Source organism: Paenibacillus sp. FSL L8-0340, assembly GCF_038593145.1.
Taxonomy (GTDB): domain Bacteria; phylum Bacillota; class Bacilli; order Paenibacillales; family Paenibacillaceae; genus Paenibacillus_AQ.
On the sequence record NZ_CP151967.1, the window covers coordinates 2,722,887 to 2,747,651 of the forward strand.

Annotated in this window: 26 protein-coding genes and 1 tRNA gene; 19 read left to right on the plus strand and 8 right to left on the minus strand. The window is 52.1% G+C overall.

Annotated elements, in window-relative coordinates:
• Positions 1-163: 163 nt before the first annotated feature.
• On the plus strand, positions 164-1,630 hold the full coding sequence (locus NST07_RS12060) for a L,D-transpeptidase (protein WP_341378171.1): 1,467 nt from the start codon (positions 164-166) through the stop codon (positions 1,628-1,630).
• Here the strand turns inward: NST07_RS12060 and NST07_RS12065 are convergent.
• Complete coding sequence (locus NST07_RS12065) at positions 1,627-1,764, minus strand: hypothetical protein (RefSeq protein ID WP_341091905.1); 138 nt, start codon at positions 1,762-1,764, stop codon at positions 1,627-1,629. The two genes, NST07_RS12060 and NST07_RS12065, sit on opposite strands and share 4 nt — an antisense overlap.
• Before the next feature lie 210 nt (positions 1,765-1,974).
• Here NST07_RS12065 and NST07_RS12070 point away from each other — a divergent pair, with 210 nt between their 5' ends.
• From NST07_RS12070 to NST07_RS12095, 6 genes are all read left to right on the plus strand, one after another.
• Positions 1,975-3,069 carry a quinone-dependent dihydroorotate dehydrogenase gene (locus tag NST07_RS12070; RefSeq protein ID WP_341091906.1) on the plus strand — a complete coding sequence of 365 codons (1,095 nt, stop codon included), beginning with the start codon at positions 1,975-1,977 and terminating at the stop codon, positions 3,067-3,069.
• Between the two features lie 28 nt (positions 3,070-3,097).
• Positions 3,098-3,910 carry a GTP pyrophosphokinase family protein gene (locus NST07_RS12075; RefSeq protein ID WP_038589698.1) on the plus strand — a complete coding sequence of 271 codons (813 nt, stop codon included), beginning with the start codon at positions 3,098-3,100 and terminating at the stop codon, positions 3,908-3,910.
• On the plus strand, positions 3,876-4,355 hold the full coding sequence (locus NST07_RS12080; RefSeq protein ID WP_342481636.1) for a DUF309 domain-containing protein: 480 nt from the start codon (positions 3,876-3,878) through the stop codon (positions 4,353-4,355). The genes NST07_RS12075 and NST07_RS12080 overlap by 35 nt, the downstream gene beginning before the upstream one ends.
• A gap of 98 nt (positions 4,356-4,453) precedes the next feature.
• On the plus strand, positions 4,454-5,977 hold the full coding sequence (locus NST07_RS12085; RefSeq protein WP_341091912.1) for an RsmB/NOP family class I SAM-dependent RNA methyltransferase: 1,524 nt from the start codon (positions 4,454-4,456) through the stop codon (positions 5,975-5,977).
• A 3-nt stretch (positions 5,978-5,980) separates the two neighbouring features.
• Positions 5,981-6,751 carry a pseudouridine synthase gene (locus NST07_RS12090; RefSeq protein WP_342481637.1) on the plus strand — a complete coding sequence of 257 codons (771 nt, stop codon included), beginning with the start codon at positions 5,981-5,983 and terminating at the stop codon, positions 6,749-6,751.
• Between the two features lie 107 nt (positions 6,752-6,858).
• Complete coding sequence (locus NST07_RS12095; RefSeq protein WP_342481638.1) at positions 6,859-7,659, plus strand: Cof-type HAD-IIB family hydrolase; 801 nt, start codon at positions 6,859-6,861, stop codon at positions 7,657-7,659.
• 224 nt (positions 7,660-7,883) lie between these two features.
• On the opposite strand, the gene NST07_RS12100 is transcribed toward NST07_RS12095, so the two are convergent.
• Both NST07_RS12100 and NST07_RS12105 read right to left on the minus strand, forming a co-directional pair.
• Entirely contained in the window at positions 7,884-7,973 is a 90-nt protein-coding gene (locus NST07_RS12100) for a YjcZ family sporulation protein (RefSeq protein WP_218642532.1), read from the minus strand.
• A gap of 113 nt (positions 7,974-8,086) precedes the next feature.
• A complete protein-coding gene (locus NST07_RS12105; protein WP_342481639.1) occupies positions 8,087-9,481 on the minus strand; it encodes an RsmB/NOP family class I SAM-dependent RNA methyltransferase in 1,395 nt (464 codons plus the stop codon).
• 184 nt (positions 9,482-9,665) lie between these two features.
• Between NST07_RS12105 and NST07_RS12110 the strand changes: the two genes are divergently transcribed.
• The 3 genes from NST07_RS12110 to NST07_RS12120 are packed head-to-tail and all read left to right on the plus strand — an operon-like array spanning position 9,666 to position 15,545.
• On the plus strand, positions 9,666-10,802 hold the full coding sequence (locus NST07_RS12110) for a glycosyltransferase family 4 protein (protein ID WP_341091921.1): 1,137 nt from the start codon (positions 9,666-9,668) through the stop codon (positions 10,800-10,802).
• Positions 10,753-12,204 carry a DNA repair exonuclease gene (locus NST07_RS12115; protein WP_341091923.1) on the plus strand — a complete coding sequence of 484 codons (1,452 nt, stop codon included), beginning with the start codon at positions 10,753-10,755 and terminating at the stop codon, positions 12,202-12,204. Before NST07_RS12110 ends, NST07_RS12115 begins: the two co-directional genes overlap by 50 nt.
• Positions 12,201-15,545, plus strand: a complete 3,345-nt coding sequence (locus tag NST07_RS12120; protein WP_342481640.1) for an AAA family ATPase — start codon at positions 12,201-12,203, stop codon at positions 15,543-15,545. The genes NST07_RS12115 and NST07_RS12120 overlap by 4 nt, the downstream gene beginning before the upstream one ends.
• A gap of 138 nt (positions 15,546-15,683) precedes the next feature.
• Here the strand turns inward: NST07_RS12120 and NST07_RS12125 are convergent, their stop codons facing one another.
• Complete coding sequence (locus NST07_RS12125; RefSeq protein ID WP_063848039.1) at positions 15,684-16,805, minus strand: hypothetical protein; 1,122 nt, start codon at positions 16,803-16,805, stop codon at positions 15,684-15,686.
• Positions 16,806-16,985: 180 nt separating this feature from the next.
• On the opposite strand from NST07_RS12125, the gene NST07_RS12130 reads away from it, so the two are divergent.
• The 3 genes from NST07_RS12130 to NST07_RS12140 all read left to right on the plus strand — a co-directional run bounded on the left by NST07_RS12130 (position 16,986) and on the right by NST07_RS12140 (position 18,337).
• Entirely contained in the window at positions 16,986-17,558 is a 573-nt protein-coding gene (locus NST07_RS12130) for a xanthine phosphoribosyltransferase (RefSeq protein WP_038589705.1), read from the plus strand.
• A gap of 105 nt (positions 17,559-17,663) precedes the next feature.
• The gene (locus NST07_RS12135) at positions 17,664-17,981 is read left to right on the plus strand and encodes a hypothetical protein (RefSeq protein ID WP_038589706.1); all 318 of its coding nucleotides are present in this window, start codon (positions 17,664-17,666) and stop codon (positions 17,979-17,981) included.
• A gap of 137 nt (positions 17,982-18,118) precedes the next feature.
• Positions 18,119-18,337 carry a hypothetical protein gene (locus tag NST07_RS12140; protein WP_076112335.1) on the plus strand — a complete coding sequence of 73 codons (219 nt, stop codon included), beginning with the start codon at positions 18,119-18,121 and terminating at the stop codon, positions 18,335-18,337.
• A gap of 76 nt (positions 18,338-18,413) precedes the next feature.
• Here NST07_RS12140 and NST07_RS12145 read toward each other — a convergent pair whose 3' ends face one another.
• Positions 18,414-18,869, minus strand: coding sequence for a hypothetical protein (locus NST07_RS12145; RefSeq protein WP_341091931.1), 456 nt, complete (start codon positions 18,867-18,869; stop codon positions 18,414-18,416).
• A 179-nt stretch (positions 18,870-19,048) separates the two neighbouring features.
• Here NST07_RS12145 and NST07_RS12150 point away from each other — a divergent pair.
• The 6 genes from NST07_RS12150 (at position 19,049) to NST07_RS12175 (ending at position 22,363) form a co-directional block, all read left to right on the plus strand.
• Positions 19,049-19,132 (plus strand) — tRNA-Leu (locus tag NST07_RS12150).
• Positions 19,133-19,405: 273 nt separating this feature from the next.
• Positions 19,406-20,002, plus strand: a complete 597-nt coding sequence (locus tag NST07_RS12155; RefSeq protein ID WP_341091932.1) for a TetR/AcrR family transcriptional regulator — start codon at positions 19,406-19,408, stop codon at positions 20,000-20,002.
• Positions 19,999-20,865, plus strand: a complete 867-nt coding sequence (locus NST07_RS12160; protein WP_341091934.1) for an alpha/beta hydrolase — start codon at positions 19,999-20,001, stop codon at positions 20,863-20,865. Before NST07_RS12155 ends, NST07_RS12160 begins: the two co-directional genes overlap by 4 nt.
• Positions 20,866-21,027: 162 nt before the next feature.
• The gene (locus NST07_RS12165; RefSeq protein ID WP_038589712.1) at positions 21,028-21,231 is read left to right on the plus strand and encodes a helix-turn-helix transcriptional regulator; all 204 of its coding nucleotides are present in this window, start codon (positions 21,028-21,030) and stop codon (positions 21,229-21,231) included.
• Positions 21,228-21,650, plus strand: a complete 423-nt coding sequence (locus NST07_RS12170) for a hypothetical protein (RefSeq protein ID WP_341091936.1) — start codon at positions 21,228-21,230, stop codon at positions 21,648-21,650. Before NST07_RS12165 ends, NST07_RS12170 begins: the two co-directional genes overlap by 4 nt.
• 56 nt (positions 21,651-21,706) lie before the next feature.
• The gene (locus NST07_RS12175) at positions 21,707-22,363 is read left to right on the plus strand and encodes a hypothetical protein (protein WP_342481641.1); all 657 of its coding nucleotides are present in this window, start codon (positions 21,707-21,709) and stop codon (positions 22,361-22,363) included.
• Here the strand turns inward: NST07_RS12175 and NST07_RS12180 are convergent.
• From NST07_RS12180 to NST07_RS12190, 3 genes are read right to left on the minus strand one after another with little or no spacing between them, the layout of a single operon-like run.
• The gene (locus NST07_RS12180) at positions 22,344-23,021 is read right to left on the minus strand and encodes a hypothetical protein (protein WP_342481642.1); all 678 of its coding nucleotides are present in this window, start codon (positions 23,019-23,021) and stop codon (positions 22,344-22,346) included. The genes NST07_RS12175 and NST07_RS12180 overlap by 20 nt on opposite strands.
• Before the next feature lie 43 nt (positions 23,022-23,064).
• On the minus strand, positions 23,065-24,213 hold the full coding sequence (locus NST07_RS12185; protein WP_342481643.1) for a DUF2812 domain-containing protein: 1,149 nt from the start codon (positions 24,211-24,213) through the stop codon (positions 23,065-23,067).
• The gene (locus NST07_RS12190; protein ID WP_076112382.1) at positions 24,210-24,503 is read right to left on the minus strand and encodes a PadR family transcriptional regulator; all 294 of its coding nucleotides are present in this window, start codon (positions 24,501-24,503) and stop codon (positions 24,210-24,212) included. The genes NST07_RS12185 and NST07_RS12190 overlap by 4 nt, the downstream gene beginning before the upstream one ends.
• Between the last annotated feature and the right edge of the window lie 262 nt (positions 24,504-24,765).

Genomic DNA, 24,765 nt, shown 5'->3' on the forward strand with positions numbered 1-24,765 from the left:
AAAACGTTTTTCGTTGACTACAGGATATAAGGATCGCTCAGCGCGAACCTTATATTTACATAAAGACATCTCTTCGCCGGCGTAAATTCGGTTGGGGGATGTCTTTTTTTGACGGACTGACCGATATATATAAGGAAAGAATCACAAACCCGCGGAGGCCCCGATGAAAAACTCGCAGCATCTTAAGGCGTATGTTCAGTTGCATCCTGAAAACAAGATGGCATGGTACTTGCTTGGTAAGGAATACTATAAGAACGGCCAGCAAGGCAAAGCGAATTACTGCTTCAATCAGGCCGGTGAAGTATACGAAGCTTTCGAGCACAGCAAGGTGCCGGCCGAAATGCTGCGTGAATATGAAGACGGCCTGCTCCAGGCTGCCCGGCAGCGTCACCAGAACAAGCAGAGAATGCGCCGTGTTCTGTTAACACTAGTTCTGCTGCTGCTGGTGTTTCTGCCGGATGCAGCTGCGCCGGGTACCCTTCCCGGTCCCGGTGAAACGGACAACTCGGCTCCAGAGATTGCCGGCGGAGCTCCGGCAGATTTACCAGAGGAACTTACGGCAACGGTCGTGCCAGAGACTGGAGTACAGCCTGCTCCGGCCCCGGTGAAGCTATCCTTTACGGCACAGCCGGGGGATGCTGCCGGACCTGGCAAAGCGCTGGCGGGCTTGCTGCAGAACAGCCAGCCGACCGGCTCAACGGCGATCCTGCGAATGGAGCGCTCCGGCAAATGGCTTATATGGAAGAAGAAGCTGCCGCTCGAGGCAAAGCTGGAGAAGAGTAAGGAAGGTCGGATTGTATACCAATCCTACAATTCGGCGGTCTGTGCCTGCCAGCCCCCGGATTCAGCAGAGCTGAAGAAACAGGCGGCAGGATGGCAAGAGGACCAGGAGGAGCTGGCAGTGCTGTGGAGCGCCATGCGATCCTACAAGAGCAGCAAGGGCGTGCTGCCGAAATCCCTTGGAGAACTGGAGGCGCCGTTCCCGGGGAATTGGCTGGGTGGGACGACTCCGCTGATGAAAGCAAAGTTCGCCTCGCTGCGTGCGGCAGCTTCCCCGGCAGTCCCGCAGGCCCCGGCGGCTACTGCCAAGCCGGCTACTGCCACGGCAACAGGGATTCCTGCAGCTGGCCAGGGCAGCAAGTCTCCTGAAGCAAGCCGTGATGCAGCGGCGGAAATGCCCTTTTTTACAGCACCGCTGACTATTATTGTAGATAAACAAAAACACCGCCTGGCAGTGACCAGCGGCTCGATAATTCTGCGGAACTATGAGATTGGGCTCGGCGGCGACAAAACACCTGAAGGGACTTTTGCGATCACAGACAAGGTGGTCAATCCGAATGGCCATGACAACGGGGAATTCGGCAGCCGCGGGATGCAGCTTTCGGACAGCAACTATGCCATACACGGCACAAACGAGCCTGACAGCATAGGCAAAGATGAATCGCTGGGATGTATCCGGATGAACCGCAAAGATGTGGAGGAATTATTCGCCATGGTACCGATGGGAACGAAGGTCCAGATTACTAAAGGGGTTCTGCCTGAGGAGCTGCTGCATCCGGAGGAAGCCTTTCCCTCTGGAGCACCTCAAAATCAGACCAACCCCCACAAAGTCTACCACTGGCTGAATTAATTACCTGCTACAAGAAATAGAACAATAATAAGAAGAACCAGCAAGGCCAGACTTACACTAATCCACAGAATTGCTTTGCGGTTGACTTCTTCTTTCTTCTGCTGGAGTGTAGGAGGTTTGCGTTTAGTTGACATACGGGTCATCCTTCTTTCTCTCTTGATCAGTGATTACCCTTACATTGTAATGCGTTTGCAAGAAAAATACTATACTCTGCATTTCGCTCGCAGGCATCACCTGGGCAAAAAACTTTTCTTTTCTTCCCGAAACGGATAAAATTAAGAAGAAACCAAGAGAAACGGGGAGTCGCGGGAAATAACGTATTATCCCTTGAAGGAGCGAGAACGGTGCTGTATCGAAATTTAGGTAAACCAATTTTCTTTAAAATGGACCCGGAGAAGGCACATCATCTCGTCATAGGCGGTTTGAACAAAGGGGCCTTGGTTCCGGGCGGCAGTGCGGCCATGCGCTTGATGTACGGCGTCCCAGAGACAGCCGATCTTGCGGTAGACCTGTTCGGTCTGCATTTCCCTACTCCGGTGGGTCTTGCTGCAGGCCTGGATAAGAACGCTGAAGCGGTGGGCGGCTTCTCGTCAATTGGCTTCGGATTTATGGAAGTGGGTACGGTTACGCCCAAGAGCCAACCGGGCAATGACAGCCCGCGGTTATTCCGTCTTCTTCCGGACGAAGCACTGATTAACCGGATGGGCTTCAATAATGAAGGCGCAGAAGCCATGGCCCAGCGGCTGAAGGTGCTGAAGAAACGCAGAATTCCTGTGGCGGTCAATATCGGGCGCAATAAAGTGACCCCAAATGAATCAGCACATGAGGACTACCGGCAGTGTATCCGTACGCTTTATCCGTACGGTGATTTTTTTGTGGTTAATATCAGCTCTCCGAATACACCGGATTTGCGGAGTCTCCAGCATGGCAGTGAATTATCAAACCTGCTGGCCCAAGTGAAAGAGGAAATGGAACTCCAGCGTGAGAAAAGCGGTATGGCCAAAAGTCTGCTGGTCAAGATTGCTCCCGATGTCAGCGACACCGAGCTTGAATATATGGTACATACACTTTCTGAAGCCGGTGTGGACGGTGTGATCGCTACGAACACCACACTTAACCGTGAGGGGCTGAAGAGTGACAAAGCCGGAGAGACAGGGGGCCTCAGCGGCAAACCGCTGCGCGACCGTTCCACAGAGATTATCCGCAGCATTTATCGCCAGACCGGCGGCAAGCTGCCGATTATTGGTTCAGGCGGTATTTTTACCAGCCAGGATGCTTACGACAAAATCCGGGCGGGTGCCAGCCTGGTTGAAATTTATACAGCTCTCATCTATGAAGGACCGGAGGTTAACCGCAGATTGCATGCCGGACTTAGGCAGCTTCTGCGGCGGGACGGATTCCGTAATATCCTAGAAGCGGTGGGCGCTGATCATCACTGAAGGATGAATGGACAGGAGGACGAAGGCGATGGACGGCAGGGACTGGGGAACTTTTTTGCTTCCATATGAACAGACTGTGGAGGAACTCAAGGTTAAATTCAAGACGATGCGCTCGGAGCTCAAGAAGAGAGAGGAATATACGCCGATCGAGTTCGTAACCGGACGCGTGAAGCGGCTGTCCAGCATTCTGGAGAAGGCCAAGCGGCTGAATGTGAAGATGGAAGATCTGGAGACAGGCATTGAGGATATCGCCGGCATACGCATCATGTGCCAATTCGTTGAGGATATCCGCAGAGTGGCGGAGTATATCCGTGCCCGCAAGGATCTTGAAGTGCTTTACGAGAAGGACTACATCACCAATTACAAGGAAAGCGGCTACCGCAGCTTCCATATGATTATTAAATATCCTGTTCAGACGGCTCTGGGGCAAAAGATTGTGCTCGCCGAGATTCAGATCCGCACACTGGCGATGAATTTCTGGGCAACCATCGAGCATTCGCTGAACTATAAATACCGTGAAAGCCTGCCCGATGAAATGCGGGTGCGGCTCAAGACGGCAGCAGAGGCCGCTTCCATACTGGACAGTGAAATGTCCAGCATCCGTGAAGAAATTCTGGAGGCTCAAAAAACCTTCGAAGAAAATTCCAATATGACGACTCAATTGCTCAAGGCGATTCATCAATTGTATTTCTATCATCTGGTGAACGAGGCGATTGAAAGCCAGGAACGTTTCAATGTGATCTGGCAGGCTCAGGATATGGATGCGATGAAGGAATTGCTGGACCATGTGCGTGAGCTGCTCTCTAATGCAAAGAAGGACAGTCTGCCGGATGGTCTATGAACCGCTGTATCTGGCGTACCTGGTCTATTTCAATAGAGACAGAGATTATTTCGAATGTCATGAGGTGCTTGAAGAGCTGTGGCTGGCCAAAGACCGTGATCCGCTGTACAAAGCATTTCTTCAGGTAGCGGTCGGGTTGTATCATTTCCGCAACGGGAATGTGCGCGGCGGGAGGATTATGCTGGGCGGGGCCCATAATGTGCTGCAGAAGTATCCGGATGAAACGCTGGGAATTCATCTTGCGAAGCTTGTACAGGAGACTGGTGAATATGTCCGCAAGCTGGAAGGCTATGATGAACAGCCGTTTCCCTATTATGATCTGACCCTTGAAATTACAGATCCCGGTCTGGAAGAGGCTGTAAAGATTGCAGCTGCCCGGATTACACCCAACTTGCCGCAGCGCAGGGGGCCCCAGCGGCCGGTTCACTCACCCCACCGCAAATGAAGCAATAAATACAGCAAGACAACAAGGAGCACTCCACCGGGGTGTTCCTTGAATTATTCATTCCTACATTCAGAAACAACAAGCAGGAGGAAAGCAACATGGCGGCACAATTGCCCGGCTCGTTCACGCAGCGGATGAAAGAACTGTTGGGAACAGAGTATGAACAGTTTGCGGAGACCTACAAGGAAACTCCTTATGGCGGTATCCGCGCCAATACCTTGAAAATATCGGTGAAGGACCTGCTGGCGCTGGCACCTTTTGAGCTGGAGCCGATTCCCTGGTGTCCGGCCGGGTTCTATACCGGGGAAGGCGCCAGACCCGGTAAACATCCGTATTACCATGCCGGCCTGTATTACATTCAGGAGCCGAGTGCAATGGCTCCTGTAGAGCTGCTTGATGTGCAGCCAGGTGACCGGGTGCTGGATTTATGTGCCGCACCGGGCGGCAAATCTACGCAGATCGCCGCTAAGCTGCAAGGTGAAGGTCTTCTGGTTAGCAATGATCTTCATCCGGAGCGGACCAAGGCTTTGGCTAAAAATTTGGAGCTTTACGGTGTCCGCAACGGCATTGTACTGAATGAAAGCCCCGAACGGATCGCAGCAGCATTCCCCGGGTTCTTTGACCGGATTCTAATCGACGCGCCATGCTCCGGTGAAGGCATGTTCCGCAAGGATGAAGACATGGTGAAGCAGTGGGAGCCGGGAACGCCGGAGAAATATGCGGCGATGCAGCGGGACATTCTTGTCTCTGCCGCTGCGGCGCTGAAGCCCGGCGGGACATTGGTCTATTCGACCTGCACGTTTGCGGTAGAAGAGAATGAGGGGACGATAGCCGGTTTTCTGGCCGCACATCCCCGGTTCTCACCGGTTCCGGCAGGCGGCACAGGCTCTTTCGCGCCGGGGTTCGGCGAATTGCCGGAGACGGCCCGGCTGTGGCCGCATAAGGTCAAGGGCGAGGGGCATTTCATGGCCGTGCTGCGCCATGATGGGAGCCTCGCTCCGGAAGAGGAAGGCGGAGACCGGGACATTGCGCTTGGGATCGCTGCGCGGAACAAATCTGGCAAAGCATCACCTTCAGCTAAAGCTGCTGGAGGTAAAGCGGAAAGAGGACGTGGCAAAGGCGGCCGTGCATTCGGCAAATCCGGCAACGGCTCCGGCAGAGAACAGCAAAGCATAGGAGAAGAGACACTGCTTGCCGCCTATGCCGATTTCTTCAAGGAGCAGCTCGGCTGGCAGCCTGCGGGATATCCCGTATGGTTCGGCGAACATTTGTACATCTCGCCATTGCCGAAGGAAGCATTGAATGGACTGAAGACGATCCGTCCAGGCTGGTATGTAGGTCATGTGCGCAGCGGCCGGTTTATTCCCGGGCATCCGCTCGCTACCGCCCTGCACCCGGAGGAGAGTTGCCGCAGTCTTTCCCTGTCGGGCAGCAGCGGTGAAGCGGTCTCCTATCTTAAGGGCGAAACATTATCTATTCCGGCAGAACGATTGTCTGTGAAGCCAGGCAGTGCACTCAAAGGGTATGTGCTGGTCTGTATCGACGGGTACAGCGCAGGCTGGGCGAAGTGGCAGGACGGAATGCTGAAGAATGAATATCCGGCTGGCTGGAGGTGGACATAAGGCATGGGGGCTTCGGGAAATAACGGTAAGAAACAACGGATCGATAAAGTGCTGTCCCATATGGGCGCAGGTTCCCGCAGTGACATCCGCAAGCAGGCGAAGCAGGGGTTGATTACTGTTAATGGGATGGTGGTAAAGGACAGCGGGTTTCATGTTGACCCCTATCTTGACAGGTTAGAGCTCAATGGGGAGCCGATTCTGTACCGCGAGCATATCTATCTGATGATGAACAAGCCCCCGGGTGTCTTGTCTGCTACAGAAGACAAACGGGACCGGACTGTTCTTGATTTATTGAAGCCGGGGTATGCGCAGTTCGAGCCGTTTCCGGTCGGGAGACTGGACAAGGATACGGTTGGACTACTGCTGCTTACCAATGACGGCAAGCTCGCCCATGAGCTGCTATCCCCGCGAAAACATGTGCCGAAGACGTATGAGGCGGTCGTGGAGGGCGAAGTAGACGCAACGGATGTGGCTGCATTTGCCGCCGGTGTGGAGCTGGAAGATGGTTATGTGACTCTCCCGGCACAGCTGAGAATCCTTGGCAGGGAGCGCGGCAGCAATGTCACCTCACAAATCTCCCTAACCATTACTGAAGGGAAATTCCATCAGGTGAAGCGGATGTTTATTGCGGTTGGCAAAAAAGTGACGTTTCTGAAGCGGGTGTCTATGGGGGATTTGAAGCTGGACGAAAGCCTGCCATTGGGCGCTTGCCGGGAGTTGACGGCAGAAGAGCTGAGTCTGCTCGGTGCAGACGGCAGGAAACATGAGATATAGCCCCGCTGCTGATTTAATACCGGCTTAATTAAAGTACGTGTCTTAGTTGACGGGGGTTTTGTAAGCTTGCATATATAGATATAAAAGACAGACAAGGATGGTGGGGTATGAGATACAAACTGATTGCGCTGGATGTAGACGGAACACTGTTGAATGATGATCACCACTTAAGTGATGAGAATAAAGAGGCAATTGCTGAGGTTACGCGGCTGGGGGGCCAGATAGTATTATGCACAGGCCGCAGCCCGCAGAACTCGATTCCATTTATGGAAGAAATGGGCCTGTCGGGGTATGTGCTGGGCCACAACGGAGCGGCGACTGTCCGAGTCAATGACCGCAAAGTGCTGCATCAATTTGGGCTGGATGCCCGTGGACTTGACCCTTACATTGAGTATTGCCGGCAGCATGATATCCATTTCGATGTTAATACCGCTTTTGATATGTACGTCGATAATGTGGAGAATTTGACCCAAGAGGCTAATTTTATGTACGAGCACTTCCGGATTATGCCTGCTTCGCTGCCGGCCTGGGATGATTTTCGTGAACCGATAGTAAAATTTACGGTTTTCACCCAGTCGGACATTCTGGATGAAGCACAACGTGAATGGGGTACTTGGACGCAGCAGTACAACATTTTGCGCAGCGGCGAGTTTTTTGTAGACTTCATGCATCCTGAGGCTTCCAAGGGGAATGCGCTGAAGAATCTGGCTGTGCAACTTGGGATTCCTCAGGAGGAAGTCTTATCCATCGGGAATTATTATAATGATATTTCAATGCTTACCTACGCTGGACTGGGTGTTGCGATGGACAATTCACCACTCGAGGTCAAAGCAGCGGCAAACGCGGTTACTGGAACTAACAACGACAGCGGGGTCTGCGACGCGCTGGTGAAGTACTGCCTATCGTAATGCTTGAGAAAATAAGTATGAAGTAGGAATAGTGTGAAGTGAGAATATAAATGTGAAAGCATAGACTAGTGCCCTGAGGCGCTGGTTTATGCTTTTTTTTCTGGTAGCTGACGTCTGGCTAGATATAAACAGCCGTGAACTAGAAATGCAAAAAAGCGGCTGCACCGCCCCTTAAAGGGACGGCGGGCCGCTTGGTACCACTGTACGTTGCTGCTCGATCGGAATTAGACAAACAACGAACGGGAAATGATGACAAGTAAAATAAAGAGCACCAAAATCGCACCGGTCGATGTGAAGCCTGGATGTGCACCCATGTCTGATTCCTCCCTTAACTCATGTCTAGTTCCCATGCCGCGCAGTTATGCTGTTGCGTCTTTGGGATAATGTCATCATATGCCGGGGGAGGCATCACGAACCGGTCAGTTGCCTATTGCTCGTCAATATGGGCTTTTAGGATCCGCAGCCCTTTGGGCAGGTGGTTCTTCAGTTGACCGGAGCTGGCTTTGCCCCAGCCAACAGGAAGTCCGCCAACCGTGACCAGTGTCCAGCCGTGCAGCTCAGCCGGAACCGGCAGGCTCTCACCGCGCAGCCAGGCCTGAATTTCATGACTATCGGCCGCAAGGTCCCAGCTACGGGCAGCTTGACTGGGCTGAAGAGACATTGCCAGGGCATGGGCCGGTTCGATCCGGTTTTTCTTCAGATGGGCCACATGCAGCCCGGCCCGCGGGATTTTGAGGCCTTCAAGCAGACCAGTATGCAGGCTATCGTTAAATGTCTCCGGGAGCAGGTACAAAGATTCTCCAAAGAGCAGAGGTACACCCTGGCCGGTGAATCCTGGCAGATGCTCCGCAGCCCAGCCCAGAAACTGCTGGTAAGCATCGCGCACAGAGGAGGTTGTTCGCGGGCTGTTTTTGCCCCGTCCGCTGCCCCGTTTGCTGCGGCTATTCGCAGTTTCTTCTGCAGGTGCCTTGCGCAGCAGGGCGACGAAATGTCCTTCACCTTTCTCCAGATGCGGCCAGAGGCGTTTCTCGGCAATCAGCTCCATATCGGGATAGTGCTCTATAAACCGGGCGATGGTATCTTCATTCTCGCTGCGGTTGAAGGTACAGGTCGAATACGCCAGGCTGCCGCCCGGTTTCAGCATGATATAGGCATCCTGCAAAATATCCCATTGTCTTGCCGCACACATCTCGACATGGCCCGGAGACCATTCGCTTACAGCAGCAGGATCTTTGCGGAACATACCTTCACCAGAACAGGGGGCATCCAGCATAATCCGGTCGAAGACCTGCGGGAAACGCCGTGACAGCTCCCCTGGAGCTGCGCTGGTCACCAGTGCGTGGGAGATGCCGTGGCGTTCGACGTTTTCGGCCAGAATTTTGGCCCGCTCGGGATGGATCTCATTGGACACAAGCAGACCTTGTCCCTGCATTAGAGAGGCGATATGTGTCGTCTTTCCGCCGGGAGCGGCGGCAAGATCAAGCACCGTCTCACCGGGAAGCGGCCCCAGCAGCTCGGCCGCGGACATTGCCGAGGGCTCCTGAATATAATAAAGTCCGGCGGCATGGTAGGGATGTCGTCCGGGCCGGGCGGGATGTTCGTAATAATACCCTGAGTGGCACCAAGGTACCGGTGTAAGGCCGAATAGGGAAACCGTATGTTCGGCAGCGCGGATGCCGGTTCCGAGTTGGCTTTTTAAAGTGTTGAATCGCAGACCCTGGGTCCGCAGCAAAGTATAGCTTTGCAGAAAAGCGTCCGCCTCCTGCCCCAGCATTTCTCTCATGGCAGTGGTATAAGCGGCGGGCAGCTGTTCTTCCGTCATCATTCATTCTCCTCTTGTCAAAATCAATTCAGGCTCAAGCGTTCTTCTTGGTTGCTGTTTCAGGTGGATACCGATAAAATCAAGGTAGGGGACCTTAGCGTACCAGTAATTGTACATATTTATTACTATATCATAATTGCCGGGTCTCACCGTAATCAGGGCAATTGTAAAGGGGATGTACCAGATGAACTTACTGCAAGCGCTATTCTTCCCGCCGGAACAGCCCGGTGGTGTATCTTCAATGATTCCTTATCTCCAGGAACGTTTCCGTTCCAGCCGCTGGGATATGGATCTCTTCTGGTTGCCCAAACGGATTCGCGGCAAGGGGCGCGAAGAGATTGTATTTGAGACCTTCGATTGGACTAAGTATGGCGAAAGTCCGGTTGTACAAAAATATATTCAGACCTACCGCGATTACCTATGGTGGACGAAGCTGAGGATGAGTAAAAAGTATGATCTGATCCATGCCCATCATCCGATTGCCGGTCTGGCAATGAAAAAGATCTATCCGGAAATCCCGCTGATCCAGACCCTGCATTCCAGCTATGAACGTGAGCTGATTCTGAATGGAATCATTGAAGAAGGCGGTCCGGAGCATCAATTTCTTGTCTCGGTATACCGTGAGCTGGAGCATGTCAGTGACCGCCTGATGACGGTTTCACGCTCTTTTGCCGATTATTTGGCGCCATACATTGACCAGCCTTCGAGCGTAGGCATCATTCCAAACGGCTTCGATGAGAAAAGATTCAAGCCTGTTCCGCATGACAACATCATCCCGCAATTGGTGACCGTAACCCGGCTTGTGCCGGCCAAAGGGATAGATACGTTGTTTAAAGCTTGTGCCGAGCTGAACAAACGGGGCCATGAGTACGTGCTGCACATCATTGGGGATGGTCCCAGCCGCGGCGAGCTGGAGTCATTAGCCCAGAATCTGGGCATCTATAATGAGACGATTTTTTACGGATACACTTTACACCCGGAAGAATTTATGCCTTTCTTTGATATTTTTGTACTCCCTTCACGCGCGGAAGCCTTTGGCTCAGTGTTTGCGGAGGCGGCGCTTAGCTGTCTGGCTCTTGTCGGCACGAATGTGGGAGGGATTCCGGAACAAATTGAGGACGGGGTAAACGGACTTCTGGTCAATCCTGACGATGAGGTGGCATTGGCGGATGCGCTGGAAAAAGTAATCAGCGATCCGGGTTACCGCTATGAGCTGTCCCGTTCGGCTTGGGATAAAGCAAAAAGCCTGTATTCGCTGACCCGGGTGGCCAATGAGCTCAAAAAAACCTATCTGCAATATCAGCCGGGAACGAAAGGGTGAGCAGATGATTCCTTTTCGTTTCCTGCATGCCGCGGATCTCCACCTAGACAGCCGTTTTGCCGGATTGGCGCAGCTTCCGCAGGCTATACGCTCCTATTTACGGGAGTCTACCTTCGCCGCCCTCGGGCGGCTTGTTAACGTAGCCGTTCATGAAGAAGTTGATTTTGTGGTCATTAGCGGGGATGTGTACGATGTCTCCGATGCTTCGCTTCAGGGACAGCTCCGGTTTCAGGAAGCGCTGCAGGAATTGGGAAGGCATGGCATCCAGGTCTTCCTGATTCATGGCAACCATGATCCGCTCGATGGGCCGCGTCTGGCAACAGAACCGCCGGAGCATGTTACTGTATTCAGTTCAGGAGACCCGGGACAGGCCATCGCCCGCCGCCGGAGCGACGGGAAGGAAGCTGCTGTGGTCAGCGGAATTTCCTATCCAACAGCAAAGGTAACGGAGAATACAGCCTTGAAATTTAGCCGCAGGACCGGAAGCAGCCTGTTTCATATTGCGCTGCTGCATGGCAACGTGGATGGGGATCTTCAGCACGAAACCTATTCCCCCTGCACCCGCAAGGATTTGATCAGCCGGGGATTTGACTATTGGGCGCTGGGACATATACATAAACGCAGTATTCTGCATGAGCGCCCGTCTATTGTGTATCCGGGCAATATCCAGGGCCGCAGCATTAAAGAGACCGGACCCAAAGGTTGTTATGTGGTGAATGTGGATGAAGCAGGAGCTGCATCGCTCCAGTTTCATGAACTGGATTCCGTCCGCTGGCAGGTGAGGGAGATTTCCATTGAAGGCTTGGCGGATGAGGTGAAATGGATTGAAGCTGTCGAGCAAGCAGTTGAGGAAATCAGGAATGAGCTTCCGCAAATGATGTCGGTTGTGCGGTTTCGGCTTACAGGCAGGGGAGGCGTGCACAGGATACTGGCAGAAAAGGGTGCAGCGGATGATTTGCTCTCTGAGCTGCAGCGGCGTGAGGCGAAACGTGCGGAGCGGAAAGAATATGCCGGTCTCGTGTGGACAGAGGGTTTCTCGGTGGAAACAGGTCTGGCGATAGACCGGGAACGGCTGCTGCAGGAGGACAGCTTCCTGGGTGAAATGCTGCGGCTGTCGGGGCGCAGCGGGGAGACGGCGGAAGGACTGGATGAACTGATTGGAAGTGCATTGAAGCCGCTCATGGAGAACCAGGAGCTCCGCAGACTGCTGTCCATGGCAGATGAAGAGGAGAAACGGGGCTGGCTGAAAAGCGCGTCAGAGCTGGGGATTACACTGCTTAGCGGGGTGGAAGAGACCGCTGAGGGGGAGAAAGCAGACATCAGACTGCCAGGTGCAACGGATACAGCCAGCGAAGGGACCGGGCATTCCACCGACCGGCAGGAGCGGGGGAGTACAGGATGAAGATACAGCATGTGCAGATCGGAGGCTTCGGGCGTCTGCATAACCGGGAACTGGAGCTGCAGGAAGGCGTAACTGTTCTGTTTGGACGTAATGAGGCCGGTAAAAGCACTACGCTGCAGTTCATCCGGGCGATGCTTTTTGGGATCCCGACCAGGGTGAATCTGGCGGAAAGATATGAGCCCGCACAGGGTGGTCTGCATGGCGGCATGCTGACGGCGAATGACGGGCAGGGAGGCCTATGGAGAATCCGACGTTATGCCGCAGGTGGAGAGACGGCGGGACGCAGCGAAAAGCTGAACATTACCGTCAGCTATCCGGATGGACGGTCCGAGGAAGTGGGGCAAGCGGAAATGGAGCGCCGTCTGCTCGGCGGCATTTCCAGAAGCATGTTCCGGCAGCTGTTTGCCGTGTCGCTGGACGAGCTTCAGGAGCTTGGGGCACTGCAGTCCGAGGAGATGAGCAGCTACCTGTTCCATGCCGGGATGGGCGGTGGCGGCGAAATTATGCGGGCCGAACGGCGATTGATCCAGGAAGCCGAGAAGCTGTATAAACCGCGCGGGAAAGTGCAGGATGCGGCCAAAATCCTGCAAAGCATCGACAAGCTTGAACGTGAAATGGCTGAGAGCCGTTCTTATCTTCCCCGGTATAATGAGAATACTGCTGCTTTGGAAAATGCGCAGCTGGAGCTGGCGGGGCTGGAAAAGTTGCGGACTTCCACCGGGGAGATGCTGGTCAAACTGCGGAAGGTGCAGGACATCCGCGAGCTGTGGCTGAAGTGGCGGGAAGCGGGGCTGGAGCTGGCAGAGCTGCCGGTGATTGAGGTCTTTCCGGAGAACGGTGCAGTTCGCTGGCAGTCCCTTGAAGGGGAGATCCGCAGCAGCGAAGCAGCGGTATTCCGCATGGAGCGTCTGGAGCAGGAGCTTATCGCTGAGCTTGCCCAGCATCCGCCGGATCTGATGCTGATTGCTCAAGGACCAGCACTTGAGCGTCTGGACCGCCGGCGTTCCAGTTATGAGGACCGGAGGGCGGAACGGCAGCGTCTCACGGGCGAGCTTGCTGCGCTGCATGAGCATCTGGAGCGCATCCTGCGCGGGATTGGCGCAGGCTGGAGCCCGGCTGAGCTGGCGGACTTCTCCGGTGCGGCGGCGGACCGTGAAGCCGCACGGCGCTTCGCGGCATCCTTCGCCGGGTATGACCGGCGGATGGAAGCGCGTGAGGCGGAGCGGCAGAGCCTCCGCTCCCGTCTCGCCGCCGCGGGCGCTGCGCTGCAGGCGGCGGAACGTTCGCTTGCGCGCGAGCACGCAAGCGGCGCCGCGGACTTCGCGGGCCTCGCCCCGCGCAGCCCGCGTGAAGTGCTGCAGCTGTGGGACGAGCTGCAGCAGGCCGCCGAGCGCTGGCGCGAAGCGCAGCTCGGCGGGGCAGGGCCGCTACGCGGCCCCGGCGCCGGTGGCGGCTCCGGCGCGGGAGAGCGCCGGGCTGCGCTGTACCGGCGCTTGCTTGCGGCAGGCGCAGCGCTAACGCTGCTGCTGCCGGCCGCGCTGTACCTGACCGGTGCGCCGCCGGTCAGCGCCTGGACCGCGCTCGGCCTGCTGGCCGCCGCGGACCTGGCTCTGTGGGCCGGTCTGCGCGCCGCGCGCAGACCGGAAACGTCCCCGCTGGAGCATGGCGGGGACGGGAGCGTGGCCGCAGCGGAAATGCTGCGGCTGCGCGGGCTGCTGCTCTCCGGTGCGGAGCCGGAGAGTGCTTTGAGCCGGCCGGGCCGCAGGCCGGCGGCAGCGCCCAGCCCTGAAGCAAGCGGGCTGGAGGCTGGCATGAAGAAGCTTCGCAGGCTCATGGAAGCCTGGAATGCCTGGCGGCAGCGTGTGGAACGGCTGGCTGGCGAGCGGGACACCTGCCTGACAGAGGTAGAGACGCTCTCCGGGCAGGAGCGGGCGCTGGCCGAAGAGATGGACCGTGCTGAGGCTGAATTTACCCAGCTGGATGAGAGCTATGAAACATGGCTGCGCCAGCACAGATTGCCGGAAGGCTTGTCGCCCGAAGGGCTGCCGGATATATTCGCCAGAGTGGAGCAGGGGAACGAGCTGCTGCGCCAGGAGAGCAAACTGGCGGCACGGCTTAAGGAGCTGCAAGAAGAGTGTGCTGTTTATGAACAAGAATGCCTGAATTTATGGCATGAGGCAGCAACGGAGGGCGAACTGTCGTCAGCTGCCGCCGACAACGCTGCAGCAAAATCAGCAGGTCCCTCGGGTTTGTTGCCATCCGTAAATTCTGAAATTTTATCCCTGAACGATACTGCAAGTACAGGGAATACACAGGTTCTGCCATTATTGGAACCTGCTGCTGGAACTGCCGCGCTCACCTTGCTGAGCTGGCTGGAGATCAGGAAGCGGGATTGGGACCAGCTCAAGACGGAACTGCTCCGCCGGGAAGCTGCCCAAGAGCGGCTGCATGAAGTACAGGCAGAGCTTGCCGGGGGCCGTCAAGCGCTTGAGGTATTGAATGAGCGCAGCGGCAGATTGCTGCAGGAGGGCGGTGCTGCGGATGGCGAGGAATTTCTGCGCCGTTCGTCAGCCGTGTTGCGGCGTCTGGAGCTGACCAGATCGATCCGCCAGTGGGAGCTGGCCATGTTCGGCGGATGGGAGAACGGGGAAGCGGCCGAACTGCAGAAGCTGCTGGAGCATCATGATGCTGCTGCGCTGGAGCGGGAACGGTCCGCAGCGGAGGATGCTGCGGCAAGCATTGAGGAAGAACGTAATGCGCTGCTTCAGCACCGGGGCAAGCTGCTGCAGGAGCGCGAGTATTTGAAGGAGCGCTGTATGGAAGACACAGTGCTCCAGCAATTGGAGGAGCAGCGGGCGGCGCTGAAGATTCTGGCCGGACAGTATGCTGTATCAGCCTTGGCTGCCGAACTGATGGGAAGGACGCGCCGCATCTACGAGCAGGAGAAGCAGCCGCAGGTACTGCAGCTGGCTTCGGTGTATTTCAACAAGCTGACGGAAGGCGAATACCTGAGAATCGTGATGACGCTTGGGCACAAGGAGTTGAAGGCGGAGCATAAGGATGCCGGCCTTCTGGACAGCGGACTGCTCAGCCGGGGAACGGCGGAGCAGCTGTATCTGGCTATTCGCCTGGCTTTGGCAGAGACGATGACCCGCCAGGCCAGCCTGCCGCTGCTCTTCGATGACCTGTTCGTCAACTTTGATGAACGCCGCCTGCATGCGGCACTGGCACTGATCGGTGAATTGTCGGTTTCCCGGCAGATTGTCATGATGACCTGCCACCGGCATGTAGCCGAAGCGGCTGCACGTTTGATACCAGCAGCCGCTGTGATCTCTGTATAGAAGCTGTACGGCTGCGAACCAAGCGGCCGTAAGGATCTTTAAATTAAAAGATATTATGCTTCACGATATAAATTATCCTTCTATTTCTCGCTGAAGTGGATTCATCCGGAGGGAACAGTTGCTTCATCCTTCCAGCTGTTATTTCCGTGTGATCCGAATCACCGGTTTGACAGCTACAATAGTGATGGCTTTGCCTTCCGGGCCGGAAGGGTCAGCTATCCGGGGCGGAGGAGACATAGGCGCGCGCAGCAGCATAATAACCCAGACTAGCGCCAAGGCACCGAATATAGGGTAGAAAACTCCCAATAGTGAGCTGAAGCCAAATTGGCTGAATAAATAACAGATCAGCATCAGCAGGGGAGTGACGAGGGACGGGGCAATGGGCAGATGCTGCTTAAGCTGTACTCCGACTCCATAGATGTTGGCTACAAAAGTGCTGAAGATCTCCAGAAAGATCAGCAGCAGATAAATGCTCTGCACAAGGGGGCCTAGCCGGAAGGCGATGCTGCCCATAGGGATTTCAAACTGCAGGATGCCAGGCATTTGCGAGCTCATGGCAAAATGAGCGGCCAGCAGCATGAACCCGATCCCTGCCCCGCCGAGGATGCCGCCCCGCACCAGGGATTTTTCATCATCGGTATGGCGGGCCAGCGGAACAAGCACGGCTTGGGCCATCCCGAGGTTGAAGGCGGTATAGAGCAGTGGCGACATCCATGCTCCGAAGATGCTGCGGTCGGTTTCAAGAAACAGAAAGCGCCCTGCTCCCGGCACACCGAGCGTATTGGAAATGATGATTAACGACAAAGTAAGCATTAAGGGGACGACAACACTGTTGATTTGCAGGATACCGGAAATTCCGCGTTTCAGTAAAAAGTATGAGCCGAATATTGTAATCAACAGACCTGCCTGGAACGGCAATCCCAGATTCTCCTGAAATATTGCCCCTGCCCCTGCCAGCATGATGCTGTTGACTGCGACGAGAACGATCAAGGTAAAGAGGCTGATGCTGCTGCCAACCCGCTCGCCGAAGAGATGGCGGTTAAAGTCTTCATAAGAATCGGCTTCGATGCGCCGGGCAATCACCATCATTTTGGTGCCCAGCCAAATAAAGAGCACCGTCGCGAGCAGAATGGTTAATACCGCCCAGTGGCCGTACCGGGTGAAAAACCTTAGGATTTCCTGGCCGGTGGCAAATCCGGCGCCTACAATGGTGCCAATATAAGTGAAAGCGATTTGCAACGTGCGGACATGGGATTTCATGGCTCGCCTCCTTCAATGCTATGAATATAAAAAATGGGCACCGCCCGCAGGATTGCCTTGTGCAGTCCATATAGTACAGGTTATGATGAGGAACAGAAGGACATGACTTCCGCCTAATGGCAAATGGGTGTATTAGAGTGGAACGTCTGGAATTATAAAGGGTAATGGAGGTTCAAAGTTATGGAAGTATTGAAACAGCGGATTTTGCAGGAAGGGGTCGTCGTTTCGGATCAGGTGCTGAAATTGGACGGTCTGCTCAACCATCAGGTGGATCCCATGCTGACGATGGAAATGGGACGGGAGTTTGCCGGGAGATTTGCGGACGCCGGAGTTACGCGGGTAGTTACCGTGGAGTCCTCGGGTATTGCCGTGGCATTTGCCACCGCTTATGAAATGAAGGTGCCGCTTGTATTTGCCCGCCGCAAAAAAACATTGCTCGCCGATCCCGATGCTTTATGCGAAAGAGTACCATCGTTCACCAAGGGAATCGTTACTGATATTATGTTGTCCCGCCAGTATATCTCCCCGGATGATAAGATTCTTTTTATTGATGATATTATCGCCAATGGTGATGCTGCGCGCGGACTGATCAAGATCATCCAGCGTTCAGGGGCCGAGCTGGTTGGACTGGGCGTAGTGGTGGAAAAAAGCTTTCAGGCAGGAGCCCGCACCATCCGGGAACAGGGCATCCGTCTGGAGTCGCTGGTCAGAATTATGTCTCTAAGTGAAGGAACAATAGTCTTTGGCGACTAAGCAGTGGCAATTAATAGGTGTATAGCCTATTTTTAAAACATCTGCTTTTCACCCTATGACTTTTCCTTTATAATAAATATTAGACATAGGAGAGGAGGCGTCACAATGGGGAAAGAACCGGTGACAGAGCAATTCTTTATAGATAAATTATCCGAGGCCAAGGATCATTTCGAGCGTGCGCTGGATTGTAAACACACGGAGTTCGACGATCTGTATCCCTATATGATTGAACATCCTCAATTTTTCTGGTACAAACGTTATGTAGCCTGGTCGGAACTTTTGACAATCACAGGTTTGTGTAAAGAACTGGATTTCAACTGGAAACAGAACTTCAGTGATCATCAGGTTGAATATCTGGAAGAACGTGTGATGTCCGCTAAAGTTCTTGATTTCTGGTTTGAGAAGAATGAAGCGCTGATATAGTATCTTCATAAGACATACAGAGTTGCTTTCTAGTAAGGAACTGAGGCCCAGATGATTTATCATTCGGGCCTTTTTCATGAGTGAATTGCGGGAGACAATGGACAAGCTAACTAACGGAGAGAGGGGAGTATTACCACATGATCAGTGATGAACAGCTGGATGCGTACCGGATATCCGGAGAGAAAATACGTGTCGTACGTGATGCGTTGGAGAGCAATGACGTCAAGGGTATTGTATTGGCCTGGGACGAGTCACAGGTGATGGTGCGCCGTCCCAATAAGCGGGTAGTGAAGCTTGACCGTAATTACGTGTATCAGCCTTTCTCGGAGCCTAGACAAGATCCGGACAATATATAAGCAACTCACAGCATGACAGCCCTTGTCCGGTTATGGATAAGGGCTGTCATTATTATTTATATACTTCATTATGCTATTAGATGGACATAGCCATCTGTTCGACGCTTTCTTCCTTAGGGAGAACGGCGAGCTCGGGATTTAATCCGAGATAAGCGCGCATACGCAGCATCATTTCATTGCGGAATCCAGGCCACAGAATGTTGATCTCTCCCACATAACCGCGGCAGGCATACTGTGCTTCAACGCCTCGCTGATCCTGGCGGATGGTGGTGATCTTCAAATGATGTGAAGCCAGCTCACGGGTTACCTCTTGCAGCATTAGCGAGGTCTTCTTGGTTGCACTGGAGACCAGTTCCATGTAAAGCTGTGGCGTCTTAAACAGACCACTCTTGCCGATCACCCGGCAATCCCGTTCAAATACTTTATGAATAAACGTTAGCAGCAGATAGCTTCTGACAAGGGACAATTCGTCTTTGGTTATATCTTCAGGAATAGCTGGTGTGATTAGTGTACTTCTCTTGGTAGTCGCCATTATAAATCACCTCATTTATATTATGCGAACCCTTGTTCTTATTATACCTCTTATTCATCAATAAAAGCAATATTTAACCAAAAATTAATGAAACCAACGAAAAGTCAAAAAAGATTGACACTGATTTCTCAGTATGATATGATCTATCTTGTGACCGCGAAAGCGAGTCATCATAATATGCGGTCATGGCGGAATTGGCAGACGCGCTGGCTTCAGGTGCCAGTGGTAGCAATATCGTGGAGGTTCGAGTCCTCTTGACCGCATCGTGCTTTACAAAGAAAACCCTTCTTAGGAAGGGTTTTTTCTTTTGAAATATAAGGAATTATATGCTTCACGCTATACTCGCTGAAACGGATACCTTCCTTTTGAGGACGGAAGAGCTGTTTCCACTTGTCTGGTTTAGTATATTTAGGCGAATTGAACGTGTCGCCGGCGTTAATTGCCTTTTCTCCCGGATGCCTATTGATTTCAAGGAATAAAAATGTTATTTTATGACTATAAAATCAAAAACGGTCATATAGTATTAAGGAGGCGGCATGGCGAAGAAATTTAGCGATAAAGAAAAGGAAATGATACAGGAAAGGCTCCTAAGCAAGGCTGAGATATGCTGGGGAAAGTATGGAATTAAAAAAACCAGCGTGGACGAGCTTGTCAGAATGGCGGGTATTTCAAAAGGTGCATTTTATTTATTTTATCCATCAAAAGAACTGCTTTTTTTCGATGTTCTTAAAAGCGTTGATAAACGTATAAAGAATGCAATGCTTGAAGCATTAAAAACCTCTAATGAGCCCCCAAAGCAGAGTTTTATCCAAGGTCTTATGCAAATGTTTAAAGAGGTCCAGAAAAACCCGTGGATTCTAAATCTTCAAAACGGTGATTACGAGCTTCTGATCCAAAAGCTGCCGGAAGAAACTGTTAAAGAACATCTATCGGATGACGAGGACGAAATCTCAATGCTCTTAAAGTACCTTGAGGTTGAATGTGATATAGGTTTTGTATCCTCTGCGATGAGGGCGATATTTTTCACGGTACTTCATAAAAATGAGATTAGCGGAGAGCATCATGAAGAAGTGGTGCATTTCTTTATCGAAAGTCTTGCGGAGAGGATTTTTGAAGGGAGGGTGGAGCGATGAAGTCAATCTATAAAAGTCCCTTGGGTAAAGAAAAAATACTTCGCATCTATGACAAGCTGCAATCCCGGCTGGATACGAAATTTGAGAGCCGATACGTGGATACGCGATTTGGCAAAACCCATATTTTAGTCGGGGGTGATGAAACAGCACCACCCTTAATCTGCTTTCACGGAGGAAATGTAGTCAATCCAATAACGCTTAAGTGGTTTGAACCTCTGTCGAAGATCTATCGTATTTATGCACCAGATACCATCGGACATCCGGGCAAAAGTGCTGAAATCCGGCTCAATCCCAAAACAAATGAATATGCTGAGTGGGTTTGTGATCTTATGGATGGTCTGGGTCTAACGAAGGCGAAATTTATTGGACCCTCGTACGGAGGCGGAATACTTATACGTTTGGCTGCCTACGCACCTGAGCGTATTGAAAAAGCAGTATTTCTTGTACCTTCAGGTATTGCGGGAGGTAAAATGCTCGGCATGATGAGGAAGATACTCATTCCGCTTGCTATATATAAAGTTATTTCTACCGATAAAAATTTGTACAAGGCTTGTGCAGCAATGTTCGATGATGAAATCCATGAGGATTTGTTGTTGCAGATACAATACATATATGATTATGTCCGGTTGGAAACGGTATTTCCCAAGTATGCTACCAAGGAAGAATTGATGGCGTACACCGCACCTTCCTTACTAATTGTCGCTGATCAAGATATATTTTTCCCTGCTGAACAGGTTGTTCCAAGGTCGAAAAAGATTTTTAACCATCTGCAAAAAATTGTTGTCCTGGAAAATGCAAGCCATTTTCAAAACAACAGAAACCTTGAAACTATAGTTAAGGAAATAGAGAATTTTTTTGAATAGTTCTGCCCGTATTGGCAGGCTCTTGATTTGGCTGTGAGGCCGTCAAGGGCCTTTTTTATATTTAATAGAGCTTATAAGCAAATGGAAAGTGTACTTTACATTGGAAAAGGTGAATGTTATTATTATGGAAAGTTAACTTTCCGTAATGAGTGAGGTGAAAGCATGGAAAACAGACTGGAGCAGCTTCGCAAGGAGCGGGGGATTAAGCAAGAGGAGCTTGCCGAGGCATTAGAAGTTTCGCGGCAGACCATTGGTTCGCTCGAAAATGGGAGATATAATCCGTCCATTATTCTAGCCTTTAAAATTGCCCGCTATTTCAAGCTGGCCATTGAAGATATTTTTATCTATGAGGAGGAATCGGAATGAAAATGAACAAGACAGTTTGGCTGTTTACTATTCTGCTGCTGCTTGGAGGTATTTTGACTGTGGTCGGCCTTCTGGTGATTGATGAAAGTACAGAAAAGCTTGCCGGAATATGTGTGGGGATAGGCTCGGGGCTGTTCAGTATGAGTGCCGCTAATCTTATCGTTCAAGGGTATTACCGGAAGCATCCCAAGCTCAAAAAGCAGGCTGTGATTGATTTCCGCGACGAACGCAATACAGCTATCCGGATGAAAGCCAAGGCCAAAGCCTTCGATATTATGTTTATGGTTATGATTGCACTGCCGTTTCTGTTTATCTTTGCAGGGATTTCTCTATGGGTGGTGTTGACCACCATTGGCCTTTATTTATTTGGCTATTTTACGCAGCTCTTCTACACGATTAAATACAGCAAACAGATGTAGCCTATATGGGAGAAGCGGGAATACAAGGAGTTACTTAACACTGGAGGAAGATCACAATGGTTGATGCTGCAAAGAACAGGATGCATTGGGAATTTACTTATATTTTTTTTCTTACGGTGCTTATAACGACATTGGCGGGAATTGTTCGTGAGTTGCCGCATGCGATTGCCATTGCCGGATTCACAGCTGCGTTAGCAGTAAATATTTGGATCTGGAAGAAGAGGATCAGCCGGACTGTTATTTATCTGCACAATGGTTTGAACATCGTCTGCGCACTTTTTCTGGCGCATATGCTGTCAGCCTACGTATTCGTGTCGGAGAGTGCGATCATTGGTGCTGCTCTCGGAGTGGTGGTAATGGATGTGTTTAGTTTCACCAAGAGAGGGCGGTTCACGCTTAATGCCAAACTAATAGGACAAAACAATACAGCTGCGCGGTTGTCTATTTGTCTTCCGGTTCCCGGAAAGCGGGGGCTGATCCCGCTCATCGGCGTGGGGGATTTGGTCTATTATTCGATGCTGACAATGGTAGCATTGAAATCGGACAGTGAGTTTGCCCTGTTATTTGCAGTACTGCCCATTCTGGGAGGGCAGCTGCTGAACATTGCCGTCATTTTTGCTGTAAAAGATAAAAAGGGATTCAAAGGCTTCCCGGCAACCTTAATGCCCGGATTGTTGTTTATTGCTTTTTATATTACAGGTATCCCGGCATAAAAAGCGGCTTCCAGACCTCGGGGACTTGCCCGGGGTCGGAGCAATATACCGTCTGCAGATAGCGGCTTACCGGAGTCAATTGCTGTTCAACCAGCACTTCTTTGATCTCGGAAGGTTTGGTTGGGATCGAATGTCCTGCAGCTTCCATGAAACGTTCAATGGGCAGCAGCATCCCGCAGCTCTTGCGGTAAGACATCCGGTGCGGATACCGCGGGGAGCTTCCTGAGTCATATTTGGACAGCCTGATATGCTCAAAATGATCACTCAGCAGTTCATAGGCAGAGAATTTCAGGATGGCAAAATGTTCGCCGGGTTCTCTGCGGGAGTACATAGCAGCCATGGCAAGGCAATCACGCTCTGTCGGCCACAGGAAGACATGCCGGTCAAGGCAGGCGCGGAATTGCTCCGGCGTTGTTTCCGGGTCCATGGCCTCAGGCGTGATCCGCAGATGGGCATTTAACCAGACTGAGCGGCCTTGATAGCGGGACTGCTGCAGCGTCGTCCGGTGCACACCGCATGCATGCTCAGGGTCTAAAAGCACGGATGCGGCCAGTCTGTCCAGTCCGGCAATAGCCGGAAGATTGCGTGCTCTGGTGAAATGGTAGAGCGAGCGTCTTAACGGGCTTTTAGTGATAGCTGCTAGGGTGGTTGTTATCATATTGGCATTTTGTCCTTTGCGGTAGGCGGATATTCTTCACGGCCTATTGTTTCTTAAGACGCCGGTAATACAGCCAGGTTCTGCCCGCGAACGACCCGAAAAGGAGAATGCTGATGAACATAAGCGAAGTAATCCATGCCCGGGAAGCGGTGATTCCGTCATTTAGCATGCCATCAATGAATGCCCCCAAATTCACGCTATAGAGCAGAAGCATCGGGAGGAATAGCGCAGTGTAGCTGATGGCGATTTTTCGGGCGTGCTTTAAGCGGTGGAATTGATCGCTGTATATTTCAGGGCGCTCAGCGCCTTCCGAATATTCCCGGCTCCAGATCGTCCATTTCTGCAAGGAGGAGAGGGAACTGTAGACGTTCTTCCAGCCGGCTTCCCTATGCAGCTCCAAATAACCTTCATCGGAAATCACTTGATAGTCGGCATGATAGTTCATCCGCCGTGGGCTGCCTTTGCTGAAATAGAACAGTGTTCCGCCTGGACCGATTTTACACAGATTAAATCCAAGCCGTTCTTTGTTCTCAAGCCACTGCTCCAGCCGGTCCGGAGCGTACATCCAGCCTAGTTTGATCCGGATGATCTTGGGTCCGGTAGGATTGGGCTGTACGTCAAGTTCGTAGCTGTCTTGATTGTCCCCGCGTAATGTTTTATTGGCTGCCCTGATCTTGATAACGGAATAGAACGCGAGTACCAGCAGAGCGATGGCGAAGGCTGCAGCGATATAGGTAACCAGCCACATGGGGCTTTTCACTACCCGGAGGGGCGTATCCTGGGAAAGGGAAAAACCTATCGTGATTAGCGGAATTAGTGCAATTAATAACAAATAAACGATAATCGCTGTGAAAAAATAAGAAATCTTCCGGTTTCGCTTGATCGCTTCCTTACGGGAGGGGTAGGCGTTGATTTGGCCGGGTTGCCGTTCATTGGCATAAATGGTCCACTTCCCTTGATGCACGTTCCTTGTCCAGCCCTCAGCGGCCAGATAGGTGGACAAGGAGGTTTGAGCTGATGGAGCATACCCGATTTGATAGGTAATGTTACCCGGCTTACCCTGCCGGAAAATAAACCGCCGAAGTTTAATATTCCATCCTTCAAGCAGCCATCCCTGGCTGGCCATCCCGGTCAGCCAGGTTTCTGTTTTGAGCAAGTCATAGCTCCAGAAAGGCCGAAATACAGTCTTCATAAGAATTCCTCCTCGCAGTTAATCGCATTGCTGTGCAGCTCTTTCAATCTGCCAATTTCTACGGTCATCACTTTTTTTCCAAGCTCCGATACCTCATATACCGTTTTTCTCTCTTCATCGGCAAATACGGTGATCAAGCCGTCTTTGTTCATTTTGGTCAATGTTCCATAGACCGTACCTGACCCCAGTCTGAGCCGTCCGCCTGACAATTCTTCAACATGCTTGATGATTCCGTATCCGTGGCGCGGTTTGGTCAGGGACAACAGAATGTAGAATGCTGTCTCGGTCATCGGCACGTACTTTTTAAGTGCTTTTTCAATGGAGGACACCAGGATCACCTTTTTCACATAATATATGTCTTATCGTGACTATGACATAACGTGACTATATCACGACGTGACTTATTTTGCAAAGAAACTTTCCCGGGAAATAAGAAATGAGGAGGATTCAATCCATTAATCCTGCTTTTTATTATTTTTGCAGGAGAATATCTTAATCGGTTGAAATTTTTTACAATGAAATAAGGTATTTAATTCTGTGAAACAAATAATC